Origin of the sequence: Rhodococcus sp. BE178 (genome assembly GCF_050433545.1) — a bacterium.
Lineage (GTDB): Bacteria > Actinomycetota > Actinomycetes > Mycobacteriales > Mycobacteriaceae > Prescottella.
In genome coordinates, this window is sequence record NZ_JBNPXA010000016.1 from 115377 (window position 1) to 137731 (window position 22355).

21 protein-coding genes and 1 pseudogene are annotated in these 22355 nt (G+C 68.5%); 10 read left to right on the forward strand and 12 right to left on the reverse strand.

Annotated elements, in window-relative coordinates; genetic code table 11:
• Positions 1 to 36: 36 nt before the first annotated feature.
• Positions 37 to 2286, forward strand: a pseudogene (locus J2X34_RS23690) (FAD-binding and (Fe-S)-binding domain-containing protein); the annotation flags it as partial.
• 61 nt (positions 2287 to 2347) lie between these two features.
• Here the strand turns inward: J2X34_RS23690 and hisI are convergent.
• The 11 genes from hisI to hisD form a co-directional block, all read right to left on the reverse strand.
• The gene (gene hisI, locus J2X34_RS23695) at positions 2348 to 2695 is read right to left on the reverse strand and encodes a phosphoribosyl-AMP cyclohydrolase (protein WP_114722789.1); all 348 of its coding nucleotides are present in this window, start codon (positions 2693 to 2695) and stop codon (positions 2348 to 2350) included.
• A complete protein-coding gene (gene hisF, locus J2X34_RS23700) occupies positions 2692 to 3465 on the reverse strand; it encodes an imidazole glycerol phosphate synthase subunit HisF (protein ID WP_114722788.1) in 774 nt (257 codons plus the stop codon). The genes hisI and hisF overlap by 4 nt, the downstream gene beginning before the upstream one ends.
• Positions 3462 to 4295: an inositol monophosphatase family protein gene (locus J2X34_RS23705; RefSeq protein ID WP_114722787.1), complete on the reverse strand. Its 834-nt coding sequence runs from the start codon at positions 4293 to 4295 to the stop codon at positions 3462 to 3464. The genes hisF and J2X34_RS23705 overlap by 4 nt, the downstream gene beginning before the upstream one ends.
• Positions 4296 to 4309: 14 nt before the next feature.
• Complete coding sequence (priA, locus tag J2X34_RS23710; RefSeq protein WP_114722786.1) at positions 4310 to 5044, reverse strand: bifunctional 1-(5-phosphoribosyl)-5-((5-phosphoribosylamino)methylideneamino)imidazole-4-carboxamide isomerase/phosphoribosylanthranilate isomerase PriA; 735 nt, start codon at positions 5042 to 5044, stop codon at positions 4310 to 4312.
• 61 nt (positions 5045 to 5105) lie between these two features.
• The gene (locus J2X34_RS23715) at positions 5106 to 5363 is read right to left on the reverse strand and encodes a hypothetical protein (protein ID WP_114722785.1); all 258 of its coding nucleotides are present in this window, start codon (positions 5361 to 5363) and stop codon (positions 5106 to 5108) included.
• Positions 5360 to 5995, reverse strand: a complete 636-nt coding sequence (hisH, locus tag J2X34_RS23720; RefSeq protein ID WP_114722784.1) for an imidazole glycerol phosphate synthase subunit HisH — start codon at positions 5993 to 5995, stop codon at positions 5360 to 5362. The genes J2X34_RS23715 and hisH overlap by 4 nt, the downstream gene beginning before the upstream one ends.
• Entirely contained in the window at positions 5992 to 7146 is a 1155-nt protein-coding gene (locus J2X34_RS23725) for an MFS transporter (protein WP_114722783.1), read from the reverse strand. The genes hisH and J2X34_RS23725 overlap by 4 nt, the downstream gene beginning before the upstream one ends.
• Complete coding sequence (locus J2X34_RS23730; protein WP_174910659.1) at positions 7146 to 7298, reverse strand: hypothetical protein; 153 nt, start codon at positions 7296 to 7298, stop codon at positions 7146 to 7148. The genes J2X34_RS23725 and J2X34_RS23730 overlap by 1 nt, the downstream gene beginning before the upstream one ends.
• Before the next feature lie 4 nt (positions 7299 to 7302).
• On the reverse strand, positions 7303 to 7917 hold the full coding sequence (gene hisB, locus J2X34_RS23735; RefSeq protein ID WP_114722782.1) for an imidazoleglycerol-phosphate dehydratase HisB: 615 nt from the start codon (positions 7915 to 7917) through the stop codon (positions 7303 to 7305).
• Complete coding sequence (locus J2X34_RS23740) at positions 7914 to 9062, reverse strand: histidinol-phosphate transaminase (RefSeq protein ID WP_114722781.1); 1149 nt, start codon at positions 9060 to 9062, stop codon at positions 7914 to 7916. The genes hisB and J2X34_RS23740 overlap by 4 nt, the downstream gene beginning before the upstream one ends.
• Entirely contained in the window at positions 9059 to 10381 is a 1323-nt protein-coding gene (gene hisD, locus J2X34_RS23745) for a histidinol dehydrogenase (protein ID WP_114722780.1), read from the reverse strand. The genes J2X34_RS23740 and hisD overlap by 4 nt, the downstream gene beginning before the upstream one ends.
• A 264-nt stretch (positions 10382 to 10645) precedes the next feature.
• On the opposite strand from hisD, the gene J2X34_RS23750 reads away from it, so the two are divergent.
• The 4 genes from J2X34_RS23750 to J2X34_RS23765 all read left to right on the forward strand — a co-directional run bounded on the left by J2X34_RS23750 (position 10646) and on the right by J2X34_RS23765 (position 15019).
• Positions 10646 to 12229 carry a GMC oxidoreductase gene (locus tag J2X34_RS23750; RefSeq protein ID WP_429519933.1) on the forward strand — a complete coding sequence of 528 codons (1584 nt, stop codon included), beginning with the start codon at positions 10646 to 10648 and terminating at the stop codon, positions 12227 to 12229.
• 11 nt (positions 12230 to 12240) lie between these two features.
• Positions 12241 to 13554 (forward strand): glycoside hydrolase family 1 protein, encoded by a 1314-nt coding sequence (locus tag J2X34_RS23755; RefSeq protein WP_114722778.1) that lies wholly within the window; start codon positions 12241 to 12243, stop codon positions 13552 to 13554.
• Between the two features lie 49 nt (positions 13555 to 13603).
• The gene (locus J2X34_RS23760) at positions 13604 to 14221 is read left to right on the forward strand and encodes a LysE family transporter (RefSeq protein ID WP_114722777.1); all 618 of its coding nucleotides are present in this window, start codon (positions 13604 to 13606) and stop codon (positions 14219 to 14221) included.
• Between the two features lie 111 nt (positions 14222 to 14332).
• Complete coding sequence (locus J2X34_RS23765; RefSeq protein ID WP_114722776.1) at positions 14333 to 15019, forward strand: hypothetical protein; 687 nt, start codon at positions 14333 to 14335, stop codon at positions 15017 to 15019.
• Position 15020: 1 nt separating this feature from the next.
• Here the strand turns inward: J2X34_RS23765 and J2X34_RS23770 are convergent, their stop codons facing one another.
• The gene (locus J2X34_RS23770; protein ID WP_174910677.1) at positions 15021 to 15491 is read right to left on the reverse strand and encodes an SRPBCC family protein; all 471 of its coding nucleotides are present in this window, start codon (positions 15489 to 15491) and stop codon (positions 15021 to 15023) included.
• 257 nt (positions 15492 to 15748) lie between these two features.
• Here J2X34_RS23770 and J2X34_RS23775 point away from each other — a divergent pair, with 257 nt between their 5' ends.
• The 5 genes from J2X34_RS23775 to J2X34_RS23795 all read left to right on the forward strand — a co-directional run bounded on the left by J2X34_RS23775 (position 15749) and on the right by J2X34_RS23795 (position 22221).
• On the forward strand, positions 15749 to 16396 hold the full coding sequence (locus J2X34_RS23775; protein WP_114722774.1) for a hypothetical protein: 648 nt from the start codon (positions 15749 to 15751) through the stop codon (positions 16394 to 16396).
• Positions 16397 to 16624: 228 nt separating this feature from the next.
• Positions 16625 to 17905: a metal-dependent hydrolase family protein gene (locus tag J2X34_RS23780; RefSeq protein ID WP_114722773.1), complete on the forward strand. Its 1281-nt coding sequence runs from the start codon at positions 16625 to 16627 to the stop codon at positions 17903 to 17905.
• 167 nt (positions 17906 to 18072) lie between these two features.
• Complete coding sequence (locus J2X34_RS23785) at positions 18073 to 18753, forward strand: hypothetical protein (protein WP_429519934.1); 681 nt, start codon at positions 18073 to 18075, stop codon at positions 18751 to 18753.
• Positions 18754 to 18756: 3 nt separating this feature from the next.
• Positions 18757 to 20742, forward strand: a complete 1986-nt coding sequence (locus J2X34_RS23790; protein WP_114722772.1) for a YhgE/Pip domain-containing protein — start codon at positions 18757 to 18759, stop codon at positions 20740 to 20742.
• Positions 20743 to 20844: 102 nt separating this feature from the next.
• Positions 20845 to 22221 carry a glutamate decarboxylase gene (locus tag J2X34_RS23795; RefSeq protein WP_174910679.1) on the forward strand — a complete coding sequence of 459 codons (1377 nt, stop codon included), beginning with the start codon at positions 20845 to 20847 and terminating at the stop codon, positions 22219 to 22221.
• Positions 22222 to 22355: the final 134 nt, after the last annotated feature.

Below are 22355 nucleotides of genomic sequence, written 5' to 3' on the forward strand. Positions count from 1 at the left end.
CGATATCGGCGCGGGCTCCGGGTATCTCTCGGTTGCGACGACGTGCGGGCCCGCTACCCCGACATTCCGCGCCGGGTGTCGGGGTACAACCTCGATTCACTGTTGCCGGAGAACAGATTCCACGTGGCGAAGGCACTCGTGGGCAGCGAGAGCACGCTGGTGACAGTGCTCCGCGTCGAGCTGCAACTGGTCCGGCGGCCACCGGCGAACGCGCTCGTCGCGCTCGGCTTCGACGACATCACGGTGGCAGCGGATGCGGTCCCCGCCGTCCTCCGCCACCAGCCGTCCGCGCTCGAGGGCATCGACCACCGTCTCGTCCAACTCGAGCACAGCCGGCACCTGGCCGAGAAGGCGTTGCGCGAGTTACCGGACGGGAACTCGTGGCTGCTGATCCAGGTGGACGGCGACACCCAGGACGAGGCGGACGGGAAGGCGCGCGACCTCGTCGAGGACGCCGCGCGGAACCTGACCGACCGCACCAGGATCCTCGACGACCCCGCCCACAAGAAGCAGGTGTGGGAGGCGCGGGAGACCGGGTTGGGCGCCACCGCGTACCCGCCGCACGAACCCGAGACCCACGAGGGCTGGGAGGACGCCGCGGTCCCGCCCGACCGACTCGGCGACTACCTCCGCGACTTCCGCGACCTCCTGGATCGGTACGACTACGGAACCGCTTCGCTGTATGGGCATTTCGGCCAGGGGTGCGTGCACACCCGGATCCCGTTCGACCTCCGCACCGCCGACGGGGTGGACCGCTACCGCCGGTTCGCCGAGGACAGCGCCCGCCCGGTGGTCCGCTACGGCGGCTCGCTCTCCGGCGAACACGGTGACGGCCAGTCCCGCGGCGAACTCCTGCCGATCATGTTCGGCGAGCGACTCGTTCGCGGCTTCGGCGAGATGAAGGCCCTGTTCGATCCGGGCAATCGGATGAACCCGGGCAAGGTCGTTCATCCCGATGCGCTCGACGCACACCTGCGGCAGGGCTCGGCCTACCTACCGTGGGAACCGGCGACGCGGTTCACCTACGGTGAGGACGACCACGGCTTCAGCCGGGCCGCGGCGCGGTGCGTCGGTGTCGGTAAGTGCCGGGGCCACGAATCCGGCGTGATGTGCCCCAGCTACCGGGCCACCGGCGAGGAGGAGCACTCCACCCGCGGCCGGGCACGGCTTCTGTTCGAGATGGTCGAGGGGGACGTCATCACCGACGGCTGGCGCTCGGCCGCGGTCCGCGACGCCCTGGATCTGTGCCTGGCCTGCAAGGGATGCAAACGGGACTGCCCCGTCAGCGTCGACATGGCCACCTACAAGGCCGAGTTCCTCTACCACCACTACCGGAACCGGCCGCGTCCGCTGTCCCAATACTCGATGGGATGGCTGCCGCTGTGGTCCCGTGCGGCCGCCGCGGCGCCGCGCGCGGTGAATGCGCTCGCCCACGCGCCGGGCCTCTCCCGGGTCGCCGCCCGCGCCGCCGGTGTCAACCCCCGGCGCCCCCTCCCCTCGTTCGCGCCGTCCCGCTTCACCGAGGCATATCGTCCCGAACCCACCGGTGGCTGCCGCGGGCGAGTCGTGCTGTGGCCCGACACCTTCGACAACAACTTCGACCCGCACATCGCGCATGCCGCCGCCGCGGTGCTGCACGCCGCGGGATTCGATGTCGAGGTCCCCGACCGGACGGTGTGCTGCGGCTTGACCTGGATATCGACCGGTCAGCTCGGCGTCGCCGTTCGGGTCCTGCACCGCACCCTCGACGTGCTCGGCCCGCATTTACGGGTCGGTACCCCGGTCGTCGTGCTCGAACCGAGCTGCGCGGCCGTGTTCCGCTCGGACCTCACCGACCTGCTGCCGGGCGACGAGGACGCCCGCCGGCTCGCGCAGCAGACGCACACGCTCGGCGAAGTGCTGGCCCGGCATGCGCCCGACTGGCGGCCACCGCAGCTGCCCCGCGCAGCGCTCGTCCAACAGCACTGCCACCAGCACGCCGTGCTCGGCTACACCCATGACCGCGACGCGCTGGTCACCGCCGGCGTGGACGTCGAGGTCCTCGACGCGGGCTGCTGCGGGCTGGCCGGCAACTTCGGGTTCGAGGCCGGGCACTACGACGTCTCCGTCGCGTGCGCGGAGGACAAACTGATGCCCGCGGTCCGGCAGGCCGACCCGGGCACGCTGGTCGTCGCCGACGGTTTCAGCTGTCGCACCCAGATCCGGGATCTCGAACCCGGAGCGCGCCCCCTGCACAGTGCGGAAGTGCTCGCGGCCGCGCTGCGCGGCGGTAACGGGCTACCGTGACGCCGCAGACGGATCGATGCGCCGGCCGGAACGTCCCGACGGTGAGAGCCCCGTCGGGCGGTCAGGCCTCGGCAGCGAGAAGCACGTCGGTGTCGAAGCAGGTGTGCGTGCCGGTGTGGCACGCCGCGCCCTCCTGATCGACGATCAGCAGCACGGAGTCGCCGTCGCAGTCCAGGCGTACCTCGTGCACGTACTGCGTGTGGCCGGACGTCTCGCCCTTGACCCAGTACTGCTGGCGCGACCGCGAGTAGTAGGTGCCCTTGCGGGTCTCCAGGGTGCGCGCGAGGGCCTCGTCGTCCATCCACGCGACCATCAGGACGTCGCCGGTCGACTTCTCCTGGGCGACAGCACTGAACAGGCCGGCCTCGTTGCGCTTGAGGCGGGCGGCGATCGACGGATCGAGACTCATCGGACGGTGATCCCTTCTGCACGCATGGACGCCTTGACGTCCCCGATCGTCATGTCTCCGAAGTGGAACACGCTGGCCGCGAGGACCGCGTCGGCGCCGGCCTCGACGGCGGGCGCGAAGTGTTCGACGGCGCCCGCGCCACCGCTGGCGATCACCGGCACGTGTACCGCCGCGCGGACGGCGCGGATCATCTTCAGGTCGAAGCCGGCCTTGGTGCCGTCGGCGTCCATCGAGTTGAGCAGGATCTCCCCCACGCCCAGCTCGGCGCCGCGGATCGCCCACTCGACGGCGTCGATGCCGGTGCCGCGCTTGCCGCCGTGAGTGGTGACCTCCCAGCCCGACGGCGTCGGCTCCTGCCCCACCGGGACCGTACGGGCGTCGACCGACAGCACGATGCACTGCGAGCCGAACCGCTCCGACATCTCCCGCAGCACCTCCGGGCGGGCGATCGCGGCGGTGTTGACGCTGACCTTGTCGGCGCCGGCGCGCAGCAGGCGGTCGACGTCCTCGACGGTGCGCACGCCGCCACCGACGGTGAGCGGGATGAACACCTGCTCGGCAGTGCGAGTGACGACGTCGAGCATGGTGCCCCGGTCGCCGCTGGACGCGGTGACGTCGAGGAACGTCAACTCGTCGGCGCCCTGCGCGTCGTAGGTCGCCGCGAGCTCGACGGGATCGCCTGCGTCACGCAGGTTCTCGAAGTTCACGCCCTTCACGACACGGCCCGCGTCGACATCGAGGCAGGGAATCACTCGAACAGCCAAAGTCATTGTTGTGGGCCTCCTTCAGGCCGATTCTCCGGGTCGCCCAGAGAGTGGAGAATATCGAGCAGTTCGCCGTGCACACCGGGCGCGGCGGCAAGCACCGATCGCGATCCGACGTGCCAGTCGTCGCCGCGCAGATCCGTCACGACGCCACCGGCCGCCCGCACCAGCGCGACGCCGGCCGCGTTGTCCCACACGTGGTGACCGAACACGACCGCGCCGCCGAGAATTCCGGCAGCGGTGTAGGCGAGGTCGGCGCCCGTCGATCCGTGCATCCGGAGCCGCGACGACGCGCGGCTGAGCTGACCGAGCAGTTCGAACCGATACGTCCCCGGGATCCGGCCGCGGCTGTCGATGTTGAACGCACCGAATCCGATCATCGCGTCGGACAGGGCACTGCGTTCGAGCGGCGGCAGCGCGAGCCCGTTGCGGGTGACCGGGCCGCCCACGGCGGCAGCGAACCGTTCCCCGGTCAGCGGCAGCCACGTCAGCCCCAGAACGGGTACGCCGTCGCGCAGCAGCGCGAGCAGCATGCCCGCCGTCGGGAGGCCGGCCGAGTAGTTGAACGTGCCGTCGATCGGATCGAGAATCCAGACGTCGCCGTCGGTGAGTTCCGGCCCGCCGAACTCCTCACCGTGGACCTCGATGCCGGTGCGGCGCTCGAGCTCCGCGGACACCGACTTCTCCAGCTCGAGATCGACTGCAGTCGCAAAGTCCTTGGGGCCCTTACGCACCGCGCTCGGGGCACCCAGACCCGCGACGAACCGGTCCCGGGCCCCGTCGAGGACATCGCTCGCGATGGCGAGCAGCTCGAGCGGATCCCGGGACAGGCTCATAGCGTCAAAAGCTCCTACCGCGAAACCGCGGCGAGGGCCTCGGGAAGCGTGAATCGTCCTGCGTAGAGCGCCTTTCCGACGATCGAGCCCTCGACACCCTCGCCGACCAGACCGGCGATGGCCTCGAGATCGGCGATCGTGGAGACACCACCCGACGCGACGACCGGCGCGTCGGTGGCCGCGCAGACCTGGCTCAGCAGCTCGAGGTTCGGGCCCGTGAGGGTTCCGTCCTTGCTCACGTCGGTGACGACGTAGCGCGAGCAACCGTCGCGGTTGAGGCGCTCGAGGACCTCCCACAGGTCGCCGCCGTCGGACACCCAGCCACGGCCGCGGAGGCGGTAGTCGCCGTCGATCAGCTTGACGTCGAGGCCGACGGCGATGCGCTCACCGTGCTTGGCGATGGCGCGGGCGCACCAGTCCGGGTTCTCCACGGCAGCGGTGCCGAGGTTGACGCGGGCGCAGCCGGTCGCGAGAGCGGCCTCGAGGGTGTCGTCGTCACGGATACCACCGGACAGCTCGACCTTGACGTCGAGCTCGCCGACCACGGCGGCGAGCAGCTCACGGTTGGAGCCGCGACCGAAAGCGGCATCGAGATCGACCAGATGCACCCACTCGGCACCGTCGTTCTGCCACGCGAGGGCTGCGTCGCGGGGCGCACCATAACTGGTCTCGCTCCCCGCCTCTCCCTGAACAAGGCGAACAGCTTCACCGTTGGCGACATCTACAGCAGGCAAAAGGACCAGGCTCACTGCGCCCACTCTAGTGCCTGGCTCCGCTGCGACCGAAAGCACGGTCGGCACTGTCGCGGCGTCACGATCGACGGTCGGTGCCGTCGGCCTCCGGCCCGAACGATCGACGGACCAATCGTTTGGAAACAACGCCCATCGCCGTGATCGCGGCGGCGACCCCGACGAGTGCGATGACGAGCCCTCCGACCGGCCCCGGCCGCAGCGCCACGATCACTACCGTGACGACGACCAGCACGGTCGTCGCCGCGCCCATCGCTGCGAGCGCGAGCCGCGCGATGGACAGCTCCGCGCCCGAGTCCTCACCCGGGGAGCGGGTCACAGGGCGCGGACCCAGTTCTCCAGCAGCTGTGCGCCGGCGTCGCCGGACTTCTCGGGGTGGAACTGGGTGGCCGACAGCGCGCCGTTCTCGACAGCCGCGAGGAACCGGTCGCCGTGCTCGGCCCACGTCAGCTTGGGCGGGGCGATGATGTCCGACGGCGGCAGCTCCCACGTGCGCACGCCGTACGAGTGAACGAAGTAGAAGCGGGTGTCCGGGTCCATGCCGGCGAACAGCGTGCTGTCCTCGGGGGCGTCGACGGTGTTCCAGCCCATGTGCGGCAGGACGTCGGCCTCGAGCCGCTCGACGGTGCCCGGCCATTCGCCGCAGCCCTCCGCCTCGACGCCGAACTCGACGCCGCGTTCGAACAGGATCTGCATGCCGACGCAGATACCCAGAACCGGCCGGCCGCCCGCGAGCCGCTGACCGATGATTCGGTCGCCGCGGACGCCGAGAAGGCCCTCCATGCACGCCGCGAAGGCGCCGACACCGGGCACCACCAGACCGTCCGCCGCGAGGGCGATCTTGGGGTCCGACGTCACCTCGATCTCCGCGCCGGTCCGCGCGAGGGCGCGCTGGGCCGAATGCAGATTTCCGGAGCCGTAATCGAGAAGAGCAACCTTGCGTGCGGTCATGTGCCAACTCTATCGGCCCGCAGGGCGGCGATCGTAGCCACGGGGACGACGGCGGCGACCGCCACCGCGGCGACCACGAACACCGGCGGATAGCCCGCTGCCGTCGCCACCGCACCCAGCGCCAGCGCACCGACACCGGTACCGCCGTCGTAGGCGATGTTCCAGGCGGCACTGGCCGCCGCGACCCGATCCCGGCCCGCCGACGCGAGCAGCACCAGCAGCGACTCGTTCTGCACCGCACCGAAGCCCAGCCCGAAGATCATCGCCCCGACCACCAATCCGATGTCGCCGACGTGCCCGGCGACCGCGAACGCCAACAGGGTGGTGCCCACCGCCGCGGTCAGCAGCGCCGGCACGGTGGTCCGACCCGCACCGATCCGGTCCGCGATCACACCGGCGCCGTAGCGGCCGAGCAGCATCGCACCGGCCGAGGCCGACAGCGCGAAACCGGCCACGGCAGCGCGATTCTCGGTGGCTATCGGAAGCAGCGAGGACACCCCGCCATACGTGGCCGCCACCACCAGCATCGACAGGCAGGGCACCAGCAGCACCTTCAGCGGCAGTCCCTTGCGCCCGGCCGGCATCCCGGGATTCGGGACGACCGGGAGCCGTGAGATCGACACCAGGGACAGCAACGGGATGATCGTGCCGAGCAGGTACACCGCGGCATGGTGCCCCGCCTGGTAGAGGCCGAGTCCCAGTGGCAGCACCAGCATCTGGGATGCCGCCACCGCCACTCCGTTGGCGCCGGTCACCCGCCCCAACAGGTTGGGCGGCGCCAACTCGGCCAGCAACCCGATGCCCGCGACCGTCACCAGTCCGAAACCGATGCCCCGGATCGCCGAGATCGCCAGCGCCGGCGCGGTCGCGGTGCTGAGGAGGAAGCCCAGCGACGGCAGTCCCAGCAGTACGCAGCCCACGGCTAGCACGGCACGGTATCCCCGGTTGCGCAGCAGAGCCGGCACACGCAGTTGCGTCACGACCGTGGTGGCCATGAACACCGCCGTCGACGCTCCGGCCGCGGTGCTCGAACCACCCGCGTCGGCGATCGCCAACGGGACCACCGGCAACAGCAATGTCCAACCACCGAAGGTGGTGGCGCCCATGAGGAGAGCTACGAGGACCCCGCGAGTGCGCAGGAGTTCGCGCATCAGATCAGCCGCAGGATCCCCGACGCCGCCGCGAGCACCGCTAGGGCAACCAGGACACCCGACGCCAACTTGTTCACCTTCCACATCGCGTATGCGCCGCCGATGGCGAAGCCCGCTGCGAGGAACAGGATATAGATGAAGACAGTGCTCATGGTTCTACAGCGCACCCTTGGTCGACGGGACGCCGGTGACCCGCGGATCCGGCTCGACGGCCTCGCGCAGTGCGCGGGCGACGGCCTTGAACTCCGCCTCGGTGATGTGGTGCTGGTCGCGGCCGTAGAGCACCCGCACGTGCAGCGCGATGCGCGCGTTGAGGGCGATCGACTCGAACACGTGCCGGTTGATCACCGTCGAGTACGGCACACCCGGGTAGCCGCCGATCACGCTGTGCAGCATGTGCTCCGGCTCGCCGGTGTGCACGCAGTACGGACGCCCGGAGACGTCGACGGAGGCATGTGCGAGGGTCTCGTCCATCGGGATGAAGGCGTCACCGAAACGGCGGATGCCACGCTTGTCGCCCAGCGCCTGACCGAGGGCCTGGCCGAGCACGATCGAGGTGTCCTCGACGGTGTGGTGGGCGTCGATCTCGACGTCTCCCTTGGCCTGCACGTTCAGGTCGAAGCTGGCGTGCGCGCCGAGGGCGGTGAGCATGTGGTCGAAGAACGGGATTCCTGTCGATACCGCGACGTTCCCGGTGCCGTCGAGGTTGAGTTCGACGACGATGCTCGATTCCTTGGTGGTCCGCTCGACGCGTGCGATCCGGTCGCTCATCGGGATCCCTTCGTTTCCGTTGAAACAAGCTCGGTTGAAGTAAGCTTCCTGCTGACCCGCAGCAGTTCGTCGTTCTCGGCAACCAGGCCGATGGTCGCACGCAGATGTCCCGGGATACCGACGTCGCGGATCAGCACGCCCTCGTCGAGGTAGTGCTGCCACGTCCGGGCGGCGTCCTCGAAGAGCCCGAACAGGATGAAGTTCGCGTCGCTCGGGACGACGGTGTAGCCCATCGCCGACAGCTCCGCGCTCACCCGGTCGCGCTCGGACGCGAGCTCGGCGACGCTGCCGAGGGTCTCGTCGGCGTGCCGCAGCGCGGCGCGGGCGGCGGCCTGCGTGACCACCGACAGGTGATACGGCAAGCGCACCAACAGCATTGCGTCGATGAACGCCGGAGCCGCGACGAGGTATCCGAGCCGGCCACCGGCGAACGCGAACGCCTTGCTCATCGTCCGGCTCACCACGAGCTTGGTGGGGAACTCGTCGATCAGGCTCACCGCGCTCGGGATCGACGAGAACTCGGCGTACGCCTCGTCCACGATCACGATCCCGGGTGCGGCGGCCAGGATCTGCTTCAGGTCCTCGAGGCCGATGCTGTGCCCGGTCGGGTTGTTGGGGCTGGTGACGAACACGACGTCGGGGCGGCGCTCGCCGATCACCCGCACCGCGGTCTCCGCGTCGAGCGAGAAGTCCTCGCGCCGCGGCGCGGGAATCCACTCGGTCTGCGTGCCGGTGACCAGCAGCGGGTGCATCGAGTAGGACGGCACGAAACCGACCGCGGTGCGCCCCGGGCCGCCGAACGCCTGCAGCAGCTGCTGCAGCACCTCGTTGGAACCGTTGGCGGCCCACAGGTTCGACACGTCGAGCGAGACTCCGGTCTGGCGGGTCATGTACGCGGCCAGGTCCGTGCGCAGCGCGACCGCGTCACGGTCCGGGTAGCGGTGCAGATCCGCAGCCGCGGCACGGACCGCCTCCGCGACGTCGTCGACGAGCGCCTTCGACGGCGGGTGCGGGTTCTCGTTGGTGTTGAGCTGCACCGGAACCGTCAACTGCGGTGCGCCGTAAGGAGACTGACCGCGAAGGCTCTCCCGGATGGGCAGATCGTCGATGCCGACGGCCGATCCGGGGACGACCCCGGCGCTCACTTCAGTGCCTCGAACCGAAGACGCACGGCCTCGCCGTGAGCCGGGAGGTCCTCGGCGTTGGCGAGCGTGATGACGTGACCGGCAACATCTTTCAGTGCCGCCTCGGAGTAGTCGACCACGTGGATGCCGCGCAGGAACGTCTGGACGCTCAGGCCCGACGAGTGCCGCGCGCAGCCGGCGGTGGGCAGCACGTGGTTGGACCCTGCGCAGTAGTCGCCGAGGCTCACCGGCGCCCACGGACCCACGAAGATCGCTCCGGCGGACCGCACCTGGGCGGCGACGGCGGACGCGTCCTCGGTCTGGATCTCGAGGTGCTCGGCGGCGTACGCGTTGACCACCTTCAGCCCGGCCGCGATGTCGTCGACCAGCACCGTGCCGGACTGGCTGCCGCGCAGCGCCGTCTCGACCCGCTCACGGTGCTTGGTGAGCTCGAGTTGCGCGGCCAGCGCCTTGTCGACGGCGTCGGCCAGGTCGGTGCTGGTGGTCACCAGGACGCTCGCGGCCATGACGTCGTGCTCTGCCTGGCTGATCATGTCGGCCGCGACGTGGATCGGGTCGGCGGTGCCGTCGGCGAGGATCGCGATCTCGGTGGGGCCGGCCTCGGCGTCGATGCCGACCAGTCCGCGGCACAGGCGCTTGGCGGCGGTGACGAAGATGTTGCCGGGACCGGTGATGAGGTCGACCGGCGCCAGCTCACCGCCGTCGGTGTCGGTGCCGCCGTAGGTGAGCAGGGCGACGGCCTGGGCGCCGCCGACGGCCCACACCTCGTCGACGCCGAGCAGCGCGGCCGCGGCGAGGATCGTCGGGTGCGGCAGACCGCCGAAGGCGGCCTGCGGCGGGGAGGCGACGACGAGCGACTCGACACCAGCGGCCTGCGCCGGGACGACGTTCATCACGACGCTGGACGGGTACACGGCGTTGCCACCGGGCACGTACAGGCCGACCCGCTCGACCGGGACCCACCGCTCGGTGACGGTGCCGCCGGGCACGACCTCGGTGACGGTGTCGGTGCGGCGCTGATCGGCGTGCACCTTGCGGGTCCGCTCGATCGCGACCTCGAGGGCGGCGCGGACATCGGCGTCGAGTTCGGCGAGCGCGCGATCCAGCTCGGCCTGCGGCACACGGACGGTACCCGGCCGGATGCCGTCGAACTTCTCGCTGTATTCGAGCGCCGCTTCGGCGCCACGGTCACGGATCGCCTCGACGACGGGACGGACCTGATGCAGCACCGCGTCCACGTCCACTCCGCCACGGGGCAGGGCGCCTCGAAGCTCAGCGGTGGAAGGGGTACGACCGCGAAGGTCGGTGCGGGCAAGCATGAGAGGTCCTCTCTGGAGAACAGGGGTTTACACCGATTATCCGCGATGGGTGCAAGTTGCTTACGTTCCGGCCCCACACGCGCGCCGAACGGCCCGCTGCTCGCGGTGAGCGCCTCCCCTGAGCAGCGCTTTGTCCGAAAGACATCTCACTGGACACGTGTCCACCCTAGAGTTCCCACCTGCGAGAGCTCGTCGACCCCAGCATCCGACAACGCAACGCAGGGAGCTGCCGTGATCCCCGATCCGAGCCCGACCGTTCCGCGAGTGACAAGACGCACGTTCCTCGGCGGCGCGGCAGGAGCAGCGTTCGCCGTGACCGCCGCGGCCGCACCGGCCGCAGCATCTCCGGCGCGACGCACACCGGTGACCGAGGAACGCCGCCGCGCAGTGGTGATCGGCAGCGGGTTCGGCGGTGCGATCGCGGCGATGCACCTCGGACAGGCCGGCGTGGACACCCTCGTCCTCGAGCGCGGCATCCGGTGGCCCACCGGGCCGAACGCCGAGACGTTCCCGCGCATGCTCTCCCCCGACCAGCGCTCGGCGTGGCTGCAGCCGCACCCGGTGATGACGGGCGCCCCGCCCGCCGTGTTCCCGCCGTTCACCGGACTGATGGAGCGCATCCCCGGTAACGGCATGGACATCCTGTGCGGAGCCGGCGTCGGCGGTGGGTCGCTGGTCTACCACGGAATGACGATGCAACCGAACGGCGAGAACTTCGCCCGGTGCGTCTCGCCCCGTATCGATTTCGCGCAGATGGATTCGGAGTACTACCCGCGGGTGGCCCGCAGGCTGCGGATCGCGACGATCCCCGACGACCTGCTGAACAGTCCGCAGTACAGCTCGTCGCGCCGGTTCGTGGAGATGGCGGACGCACAGGGCCTGCACACGTTCCGGGTCCCGATGCCGATCGACTGGGAGTTCGCGCGGCGGGAACTGCGCGGCGAGATGCGTCCGTCGTACACCACCGGCGACCTGATCTACGGCGTCAACAATGGGGGCAAGTTCTCCGTGGACGTCACGTATCTCGCGGCCGCGGCCGCGGAGGCGACCGGCCGGGTCGAGGTGGCGCCGCTGCATCGGGTCGCCGACATCGAACGCGGCCCGGACGGCTCCTGGATCGTGCACTGCGACCGCATCGGACGGGACGGCACGGTGCTCGAGCGGAAGCGGATCACCTCCGACGCCCTGTTCCTCGGGGCCGGATCGCCGGGCACCACACGCCTGCTCGTGAAGGCGAAGGCCAAGAACCTGGTCCCCGATCTCCCCGACGGTGTCGGCACCGGATGGGGCAACAACGGCGACCGCATCTTCATGGTCACCCGCGCGACGGACAGTCCCGGTGCGTGGCAGGGCGGACCCGCGTGCGTCGGGGTCAAGGACTGGGACAACCCGGCCGGCGCGCTGACGATCGTGCTCGGCCCGGTGCCGTTCCCGCTGGATCTGCACACCACGTCGGTGATCGGGTACGGCGTCGTGGACGGTCTCGGTACGTGGCACTACGACGCCGGCCGCGACGACGCGGTGCTGACCTGGAATCAAGCGTTCGACCGGGGTCTGACCGACGCGATCCGCGCACGGATCGAGCAGATCGTCGGCGCCGGGTTCGGAGTGTCGGCGATCGACGTGAACGCCGTCGACACCAACACCTTCCACCCGTTGGGCGGCGCCCCATTCGGCTCGGTGTGCGACGACGCCGGACGGGTGCACGGGCAGCGTGGGCTCTACGTCCTCGACGGCGCCCGCATCCCCGGGTCCACCGGGGCGTGCAATCCGTCGATGACGATCGCCGCGCTCGCCGAGCACAGCATGGACGCCCTGGTCGCCACCGACGTCGACACTGTCTTCTGAGAAGGACCCCCATGAAAGCAACGTTGCGCACCGCGATCGTCGCGCTCACGCTCACGCTCCTCGCCGTGCCGACTGCGCAGGCGCAACCGCTCGGCGACGACTTCCTGTGGGGCGTGGCCACCTCCGGGTTCCAGTCGGAGGGGTCGTCGCCCGACAGCAACTGGTCGCGGTACTCGGCCTCCGGGAGGACGCACGACGAGATCGGCGATGCGGTCGACTTCCGACACCGCTACGCCGAGGACATCGACAACGCGGCCGCGCTCGGTGTCGACGTGTTCCGCTTCGGCATCGAATGGGCCCGGGTGCAACCACATCCGGGCCAGTGGGACAAGACCGAGTTCGCCTACTACGACGACGTGATCCGGCGGATCCGCGACCACGGGATGACGCCGATGATCACCCTCGACCACTGGGTGTACCCGGGTTGGATCGCCGACCGGGGCGGCTGGGCGGATCCTCGCACCGTGGACGACTGGCTGGTCAACGCCGAGGAGGTGGTGAACCGCTACCGCGACGTCGGCGCCATCTGGATCACGTTCAACGAGCCCACCACCTACGCACAGCGTGAACTGACGTTCGGGGGGATTTCACTTCTCGACGTGCACAAGATGTTCGACGGCATGACACGCGCCCATCGCACGATCTACGACCGCATCCACCAACTCGATCCCACGGCGCGGGTCGGCAGCAATCTCGCGTTCATCCCCGCCGCGTTCGGGCTGCTCGACAACCTGTTCGTCGACCGGGTCACCGACAAGCTCGACTTCCTCGGCATCGACTACTACTACGGGCTCTCGCTGGACAACATCTCCGCGATCGCCGCCGCCACCGACCAGTTCTACGACGTCGTCCCGCAGCCGGACGGGATCTACCACGCGCTCATGGCGTATCACCGCAAACTGCCGGACATGCCGCTGTACGTCGTGGAGAACGGGATGCCCACCGACGACGGCAAGCCACGACCGGACGGCTACACCCGCTCGGATCACCTGCGTGACCACATCTACTGGATCGAGCAGGCCCGCAGCGACGGCGCCGACGTGATCGGCTACAACTACTGGTCGATCACCGACAACTACGAGTGGGGTTCGTACCGTCCGCGGTTCGGGCTGTACACCGTCGACGCGCTCACCGACCCGGCGCTCACCCGCCGCCCCACCGACGCCGTCGACACGTACCGCGGCATCGTCGCCGCCGGGGGCGTGCCCGCGGACTACACACCGGTGATGCCGAAGGCGTTCTGTTCGCTCGTCGATCCTCCGGGCAGCTGCCTGACCGGTGGCTCGTCGGGCAGCGGATCGGGCACCGGGTCGGGCGGCTCGTAGCCACACCCGCCACCGATCCACGGCGTGGGCGCGCCTAAGCTCCTCCCCCGTGTCGTGGCAGATGTGGTTGGCATTTTTCGGCGCCAGCTGGGTGATCAGCCTGTCACCAGGAGCCGGCGCGATCGCGTCGATGTCGGCTGGCCTCCGGCACGGCTTCCTGCGCGGCTACTGGAACATCCTCGGCCTGCAGCTGGCGCTGCTGCTACAGATCGCGATCGTCGCGGCAGGCGTCGGCGCCCTGCTCGCCGGCTCGACGACGGCGTTCCTGATCGTGAAGTGGTTCGGCGTCGCCTACCTCGCGTATCTCGGCATGCGGCAGTGGCGCTCGGCGCCGACACCGATCGAGGCCGAACCGGACAGCAAGCGAGCCACCGCCGCGGGGCTGGTGCTACGGGCGTTCCTGATCAACTCCAGCAACCCGAAGGCGATCGTCTTCATGCTCGCGGTGCTACCGCAGTTCCTGAACCCCGCCGCACCGCTGTTCCCGCAGTACGCGCTCATGGCGGCCACGATGGTCGCCGTGGACACCGTCGTCATGACCGGATACACCGGTCTCGCGGCGCGGGTCCTCCGCGTGCTGCGTTCGCCGCGTCAACAACAGGTCACGAGCCGCGTCTTCGCGACCCTGTTCTTCACCGCCGCGGCGGCCCTCGCCACCGCGGTGTGACAGGCGCGGTTCACGGCCTACCGCCGGGGATCGTTCTGTGCCTACGCTGACGGGAGCAGCATGTGCGGGCGCAGACGTCGGTCGGCGGCCCGCCGACCATCGGGAGCGACCATGAGCACCAGCCCGCGAACCCTCGCCGAACAACTGCCCGATCTCCCACCGGGCGACGAGTTCGAGCGGTTCGCCGGATACGCGGTGATGGGCCTGCCGTTCACGACCGGCCACTACCTCGCACTCCGACACTTCCCTACGAGCTCGATCGGCCCTGGCTACGACTCGGTGTGGCACCGGAACCCGGCCGGCCAGTGGGTCATGTACATCAACGGAGCGCCGGAGTCCTCCTGCCCGCGCTACTTCGGCCGGGCATTGGCGGAATCTCGAACCGCGGACATCACCATCACCTGGAGCGGACCGGACGAGTTCGGCGTGACCGTCGGCGACACGATCGACTGGTCGATGATGTTGACCCGTTCCCTCGCCACCCGGGCGATGACCGCCGCCGGATCACTGATGCCCGCCGCACTGTGGCGCAACGACCGCGTGCTGACACTGATGTCCCGGGTCGCCGGTCCGCTGCTCGGCGTGGGCCGGGTCGGACTGACCGGGGAAACTCCGAGTGGGTATTCCTTCCGTGCCAATCCGCGCCGGTTGTGGGCGGTGCAGCGCAGCCGGGCGACGGTCGACGGCGTCGACGTCGGACTGCCGGGCCCCCTCCCGGAGCAGGCCCGGCTCGGCGGGTTCTGGCTGCCGCAGCGGGGCATGTTCGCGATCGGGGAGACGTACTTCACGCCGGCGTGAGTCACCCGTCGGCGTACCGCGCGCGCAACTGCTCGAGGGTCGCCGTGATGCCCTGCTCGTCCTTCGAGCGGAACCCCATCCATTCCACCCACTGCGGGAACCTCACCATCGAATAGTCGAACACCTCGGTCACCTCCGTGTGACCGGCCGTGGTCTCCGTGAACTCCCAGCGCCAGTGGTGGCCGAGGGGGTGTTTCCACTCGACAACACGCCCCTCCTCGAAGTCGATGACCCGGCTCGTGATCTGGTACGGCGCGCCGTACATCTTCATCGAGACCGTGAAGGTGGAGCCTTCGTCGAGGCGGTCCGGCCCGGACACCGCGTGCTGCACGGTCCCGGACCCGTCGAGTTCGTGGTGGCGCCGCGGGTCGGCGATCAGGTCGAAGACCGTCGCGGCGGGTGCGTCGACGGTGACCCGGCGGGCGATTCTGCGCGGTCCGCGATCGACCACCGTGACGTTCGAGCCGCTCATGCGTCCACGGTACGTCGCCACGAGCCGGTCGGCACCCGCGAACGGAGCCGCGCCCACTCGTTCCGCGGCCGGCGGGGCACGCGGATGCGCCGCCAACCTTGATGAACTGAGAATGAACGTAATCCCAACGAACGTAGTCACGGTCGTCGCATCTCCATCGTCTTACCCTGCACAGCAAGCTGATTCGATCGACGTTTCGGCGGTTCGATCGTCCGATTTCACGGCATGGTCACGATTTGCGACCTATACTGCCGCACATGCTGATTCACCCGACTCTGCGGATGCAATCGTGGGGATTCACGATCGGGTCGCTGCTCTTCGCGCTCGGCTCCGCACCGGTACTCGCGCCGGCCCTCGGAACGGCCACCGCCAACACGGCCTTCTTCGTCGGCTCCTGGTTCTTCACCTACGCCGCGTTCATCCAGTTGGTGCTCAGCGGCGCCGCCACGACAACGGACACGGATACCGGCAAGCCCGCGATACGCGCCGAATGGCTAGCCGCGGCGACCCAGTTCCTAGGCACGGTGCTCTTCAACATCAGCACCGGGGCCGCGCTGCACGCCCACACCATCGCCGGCGAGAAGCACCTGGTGTGGACACCGAACGCGGAGGGCTCGATTGCGTTCCTGATCAGCAGCTATCTGGCGATCCTGATGCTCGTCCGCGCAAAGAACTACTGGGCTCCGCGCTCCCTCGACTGGCAGAGTGCCTGGTTCAACGCCCTCGGTTCACTCGCGTTCGGCCTCTCGGCCGCGGGGGCGTTCATCACCCAGTCGGGAAGCGTCGAGGACGCATCCCTCGCCAACGCCGGCACGTTCGTCGGCGCCCTGTTCTTCTTTGCCGCGTCCGTCATCTTCCTCGGTAAGCCACGTCGCCCCGCGCCGGAGCCTGTCGAGTCACTCTGACGCAGGTCCACCGCCGATCCCGCTGCCGCGACGCATTGTCGAAGGCAGCGGGATCGGCGGTTCCGGTCCTGGAATCCTTTGCGTCGCACCGTCACTTGTCGAGCCTCTTTCGGCCGTCACCGGGACCACCACCGACAACTCGAGAACGGGTGAAGTAGGGGGTTAATTCCGACCCGACGGTGATCGTCGCGGCGCGACCCGGCGCACCCGCTGTTAGCTTTGCGAGGTATGACGACTCTTCCGGAAAGCAAGAAGCGGTTACTGTTTCGTAACGTCCGGGTGTTCGACGGCGTATCAGCGGAGCTGAGCAACGGGGACGTTCTGATCGACGGCAACAAGGTCGCCGCCGTGTCGACCTCCCCCGTCGGGGATGATCCCGGCAGGGAGACCGTCGTCATCGACGGCGGCGGCCGGGTGTTGATGCCCGGTATGAGCGATGCACACGTCCACCTGGTCGGTAACGCCAACTCGTACGTCGACCTCCTGATGGGCACGGAGGGACACATCACTCTCAACGGCGTCGCCGAAGCGAAGAACATGCTGATGCGAGGGTTCACGGCGGTCCGCGACATGGCCGGTGACACCTCGAGCATCAAGTCCGCGATCGACCGCGGCCAATTCCCCGGGCCGCGCATCTACCCGTGCCAGGCCGCGATCTCGCAGACCAGCGGTCACGGCGACTTCGGCAACGTCTACGACACCCCCTCGGCTCTCGGCGGTGCCGAGAATCGCTCGGAAACAATCGGTTTCATGCGAATCGCCGACGGCGAGGAGCGAGTCCTGGCCGCAGTGCGCGAGCAGCTCAAGAAGGGCGCCTCCCAGATCAAGATGATGGTCGGCGGCGGAGCCGCCTCGACGTACGACCCGCTGTACACCGTGCAGTTCACCGATGCCGAACTACGGGCGGGGGTCAACGCCGCAACCGACTACGGCACCTACGTCGCCACCCATGTCTACAACGTCACCGGCATCCGGCGTGCGATCGAAGCCGGAGTCAAGTCGATCGAGCACGGCCATCTGTCCGACGAGACCACGGTCAAGTTGATGGCGGAGCGCGACGTTTGGCTGTCGATGCAGCCCTTCGCGGAGGACGATCACCACTACCCCGACGCCGACCGAGCCGAGAAGAACCGCCAGATCTGCAGTGGCGTGGACCGGATCTACGGCTGGGCCAAGAAGTACGGGGTGAAGGTGGCCTTCGGCACCGATCTGCTGCTCGAGCCGCAGTTCGCGAAGCGACAGAGCGAGATGGCAGCCAGACTGGGCGATTTCTACAGCAATGTCGAGGCGCTGCGAATGCTGACCTCCGGCAACGCCCAGTTGTTCCGGCTCGCAGGTGAACGCGATCCGTACCGTGACGCCCCTTTCGGCGTCGTCGCGGAGGGGGCCTGGGCCGACGTACTGCTCGTGGACGGCAACCCACTCGAGGACCTGAGCGTGCTGGCCGACCCGGAGAAGTACCTGTCGGTGATCGTCAAGGACGGTCAGGTCGTCAAGAACAGCCTGTGACGGCTTGATCGGCCGTCTCCGACGTCAGCTTCGAAAGCAGCAAGGGTCAAGGACAGCAACCGAACACGTCGCCGTTCGTCGAACGACGAGGGAATGTGGAGTGCGAATTGGTCGAAACACAGATCGAGGGGTACCAACCCTCGTGGGAACCGGTCTCAGGAACTTTGGTGTCCGCCAGAGCAATCGAACTCCACGGCCCGTGGGGTCACGTATTCGGTCCGCTCGATCTCGACATCGACATCGGCGGGGTGACTGTGCTCGCGGCACCGGCCGGCGCTGCGCGTACGGCCCTGTTGATGGCGCTGTGCGGGCGGATGCGCCTGACCGGCGGGTCCCTCACCGTCCTCGGGTTCGAGGACAAACCCATGGCGGTGTTCCGCAACTCGACCATCGCGTGCCTCAACGAACTCGACGAGGTCCGCCCGTCGGTCACCGTGCGCGATCTCGTCACCGAACAACTGCGTTGGGACTCACCGTGGTACCGGTTCGTCCCGCGCGTCGGGACGAGCGGTGTCGAGGATATGTGCGCCGAGGTGTTCGGCGACGTACCACTGCCGGCGCTCAACGCGTTCGTCGACGACCTGCCCGAGATCCAGCAGTTGTTGCTGCGGATCGCCGTGGCCAACACGCGGCAGCCTCCCCTGCTGGTCGTCGGCAGGATCGACAAGATCGCCGACGACGAAGAGCGCCTCGTGGTTCTGGAAAGACTTGTGGCACTGGGCCAGAACCAGTCCGTGATCACCGCCGACGTGAACCCACTCCCACCGGGTAGTTCGGTGCGCGCCGTCGTGGACCTGCACCAGCTTCTGAACGCCGGAGACATCGGCGTCATGACCGAGGCGAGGTAGCCGATGCTTGCAGGCATTTCCCTGGGCAGCGATTCGAAGCGCTACTTCCGTGGCACGATGCCGCGAATCGCCATCATCACGATCATCCTCATGCCGCTGCTGTACGGCGCGATGTACCTCTGGGCCTTCTGGAATCCGTTCGGAGCGGTGGACAAGATCCCGGCCGCGATCGTCAACATCGACACCGGCAAGACCGCCGACGGACAGGAACTCGACGCCGGCGATCAGGTCGTGAAGTCCCTGATCGCCTCCGGCCAACTCGACCTCGCGGAAGTGTCCCAGGAGGACGCGGCGAAGGGCCTCTCGGACGGTAAGTACTACTACACGATCACCCTGCCGGAGAACTTCAGCGCGGCGGTCTCGTCACCGAACGGCGACCACCCCGAGAAGGCGAATCTCATCTTCACCTTCAACGACGCGAATAACTATCTCGCGACGATCATCGGTCAGGACGCGTCGGAACAGGTGATCAACCAGGTCAATTCGACGATCGGAGCGCAGGGCGTGGGGCAGGTCCTCACCGGTCTGCAGAGCGCCGGGTCCGGACTGGGGAAGGCGGCGGGCGGGGCCGAACAACTCGCCACGGGTATCGACCAGGCGAACAGTGGCGCGGACCAACTCGCGTCGGGCGCCCATACCCTCGCCGACAACATGGTCACAGCGCGCAGCGGCTCGGACGCCCTGGCCGCCGGTGCCTCCCAGCTGGCAACCGCTATCGACGGCGTCGCCGACCCCCTACTCAACGCGCTCGAGGGGGGCGCGTTGCCGGACGTCGGCGGTCAAGTCGCACAGCTCCGCCAGTCGCTGGCCGATCTCGCGAGCCGAGCCCCGAGCGAACAACCACGGGCACCGACCGCCCAGGCGGTCGAACAGGTGATCAGCGTTCTGAACCGCAGTTCCGATCCGATCGTGCAGCAGGCCGTCGCCGCACTCACACCGCTCACCCGCGCCGTGGCCGCACCCGCGGCGGACATCCGCGGGGAGCTCGAGGCGCTCCATTCCGACGCGCAGGCGCTCGAGTACCAGCTGACCGATCCGAACAGCCCCCTGCAGAGCGGCCTGGCAATGCTGCAGAACGGCGGACTCGCGTCCGACGTGCAGCAACTACGCAACGGTGCCGACCAACTCAGCTCCGGGGCCTCGACGCTCAGTCAGGGCATGGGGCAGCTTACGGACGGCAGCTTCCAGCTCGCCAGCGGCGCCGACCAACTCGCCGCCGGAACCGAGCAGCTGCAGTCCGGGTCGAAGGAACTTGCCTCGGCACTGCAGCAGGGCGCCGGCCAGGTGCCGAGCTGGAGCGACGAGCAGCGCACGGCCACGGCCGAGACACTGTCCACTCCGGTCGCGCTCCAGCAGGAGTACACGAACGTGGCTCCGACCTTCGGAACCGGCTTCGCACCGTTCTTCCTGTCGCTGGCGCTCTTCGTCGGCGGCATCATCACCTGGATGCTGTTGACCCCGTTGCAGTCCCGCCCCACCGTCGGTGGCGTCGGGCTGTACCGGACCGTGCTCGCCTCGTACTGGCCGGCGCTCCTGGTCGGCATCCTGCAGGTGGTCGTGATGTACACGGTCGTGCACTTCGGCGTCGGGCTCGACGTCAAACACGTCGCCGGCACGATCCTGTTCCTGATGCTGATCTCGGCGACGTACCTCGCGATGATCCAGGCGTTCAACGCGCTGTTCGGAGTCGCTGTCGGCCGCGTGGTCACCCTGGCTTTCCTCATGCTCCAGCTCGTGTCGGCGGGTGGCATCTACCCTGTCCCGACGACCGCGACGCCCTTCCAGGTCATTCATCCGTTCGACCCGATGACCTACACGGTGAACGGTCTTCGCCAGCTCACCGTCGGTGAGCACGTCGACTCGCGACTGTGGATCGCCATCGCGGTGCTCACCGGCATCCTGCTCGTGAGCCTCACCATCAGCGCCCTCTCGGTCCGCCGCAACCGGCGGTACACGATGGAACGCCTGTACCCACCCATCGAGGTCTGATCCTCGACCGACACCGGAAGTTCCTGACACACAACAAGTTCCTGACACACAACGCGCGACCAGTTCCACCCACAGATCGTTCGAAGTATCGGAGGAGAGAAGATGTCGAACAACTTTGCCGCTCCCACTGAGACACTCGCACCCGCTTACACGGGACGACTCGGAACCGATCCGATTCCCGCCTTGCGAATGCCCAAGGCCGAGACCGAGCCCGAGGCGGCCTACCGGTTCATCCACGACGAGTTGATGTTGGACGGTAGCTCGCGACTGAATCTCGCGACCTTCGTGACCACATGGATGGATCCGCAGGCCGACCGCCTGATGGCGGAGACGTTCGACAAGAACATGATCGACAAGGACGAGTACCCGGCGACCGCCGAGATCGAAACCCGCTGCGTCAATATGGTCGCCGCCCTGTTCAACGCTGAGGGACTCTCGGACTCCGATCCGTCCTCGGCCACCGGAGTCTCGACCGTCGGCTCGTCCGAGGCAGTGATGCTCGCGGGCCTGGCGCTCAAGTGGAGGTGGCGGGAGGCGCGCCGGGCGGCCGGCAAGGACACGGACCGCCCGAACCTCGTCCTCGGGAGCAACGTCCAGGTGGTGTGGGAGAAGTTCTGCCGCTACTTCGACGTCGAGCCGAAGTACCTCCCGATGGAGAAGGGACGCTACGTCATCACGCCGGAGCAGGTGCGCGAGGCGGTCGACGAGAACACCATCGGTGTGGTGGCCATCCTCGGGACGACGTTCACCGGCGAGCTCGAGCCGGTCGCCGAGATCGCCGCAACACTCGACGAGCTGGCGGCCGCGGGCGGGCCGGACGTACCCATGCACGTCGACGCCGCGAGCGGCGGATTCGTGGTTCCGTTCCTGCATCCCGAACTGGAGTGGGACTTCCGGATTCCGCGCGTCGTCTCCATCAACGTCAGCGGCCACAAGTACGGAATGACCTACCCGGGAATCGGATTCGTCGTGTGGCGGTCGAAGGAGCACCTGCCGGAGGACCTCGTGTTCCGGGTCAACTACCTCGGCGGCGACATGCCCACGTTCACGCTGAACTTCTCGAGGCCCGGTAACCAGGTCGTCGGACAGTACTACAACTTCGTCCGACTCGGGGTGGCCGGCTACACGCAGATCATGGAGTCGCTGCGCGACACCGCGCTGATGCTGTCCAGCGAGATCTCGAAGATCGACAACATGGAGATCATCACCGACGGAAGCGCCATTCCGGTCCTCTCCTTCGAAGTCGTGGGCGATCCCGGATTCACCGTCTTCGACATCTCGCACGAACTGAGGGCCCGCGGGTTCCAGGTTCCCGCCTACACGATGCCGGCGAACGCCGAGGACATCGCAGTACTTCGCATCGTGCTACGGGAAGGCTTCAGCCGAGACCTGGCCTGGAAGCTCGTCATCGCGATCAAGGACGTCATCGGACGTCTTAGTGCCGGTACGGGACACGCCGCCCAGGCCTTCTCGCACTGAGATACCCAGTGGGGCGGGGGGGGGGGGGGGCGGGGGCCCCCCCCCCCCCCCCCCGGGGGGGGGGGGCGACCGGGCCCCCCACAAACCCCCCCCAAACGGGCCCCCCGCCGAAAAATCAGGGACACCCCCCCCCC

Bases quoted from the DNA above. Each gene is read 5' to 3' on its own strand.
- J2X34_RS23775 (WP_114722774.1), top strand. From the start codon at position 15,749: ATGCTGATTCACCCGACTCTGCGGATGCAATCGTGGGGATTCACGATC.
- J2X34_RS23705 (WP_114722787.1), bottom strand. From the start codon at position 4,295: ATGAGCCTGTCCCGGGATCCGCTCGAGCTGCTCGCCATCGCGAGCGAT.
- J2X34_RS23730 (WP_174910659.1), bottom strand. From the start codon at position 7,298: ATGAGCACTGTCTTCATCTATATCCTGTTCCTCGCAGCGGGCTTCGCC.
- J2X34_RS23725 (WP_114722783.1), bottom strand. From the start codon at position 7,146: ATGCGCGAACTCCTGCGCACTCGCGGGGTCCTCGTAGCTCTCCTCATG.
- hisH (WP_114722784.1), bottom strand. From the start codon at position 5,995: ATGACCGCACGCAAGGTTGCTCTTCTCGATTACGGCTCCGGAAATCTG.
- hisD (WP_114722780.1), bottom strand. From the start codon at position 10,381: ATGCTTGCCCGCACCGACCTTCGCGGTCGTACCCCTTCCACCGCTGAG.
- hisI (WP_114722789.1), bottom strand. From the start codon at position 2,695: ATGAGTCTCGATCCGTCGATCGCCGCCCGCCTCAAGCGCAACGAGGCC.
- J2X34_RS23770 (WP_174910677.1), bottom strand. From the start codon at position 15,491: ATGAGCGGCTCGAACGTCACGGTGGTCGATCGCGGACCGCGCAGAATC.
- J2X34_RS23755 (WP_114722778.1), top strand. From the start codon at position 12,241: ATGAAAGCAACGTTGCGCACCGCGATCGTCGCGCTCACGCTCACGCTC.
- hisF (WP_114722788.1), bottom strand. From the start codon at position 3,465: ATGACTTTGGCTGTTCGAGTGATTCCCTGCCTCGATGTCGACGCGGGC.
- J2X34_RS23790 (WP_114722772.1), top strand. From the start codon at position 18,757: ATGCTTGCAGGCATTTCCCTGGGCAGCGATTCGAAGCGCTACTTCCGT.
- J2X34_RS23765 (WP_114722776.1), top strand. From the start codon at position 14,333: ATGAGCACCAGCCCGCGAACCCTCGCCGAACAACTGCCCGATCTCCCA.
- hisB (WP_114722782.1), bottom strand. From the start codon at position 7,917: ATGAGCGACCGGATCGCACGCGTCGAGCGGACCACCAAGGAATCGAGC.
- J2X34_RS23780 (WP_114722773.1), top strand. From the start codon at position 16,625: ATGACGACTCTTCCGGAAAGCAAGAAGCGGTTACTGTTTCGTAACGTC.
- J2X34_RS23795 (WP_174910679.1), top strand. From the start codon at position 20,845: ATGTCGAACAACTTTGCCGCTCCCACTGAGACACTCGCACCCGCTTAC.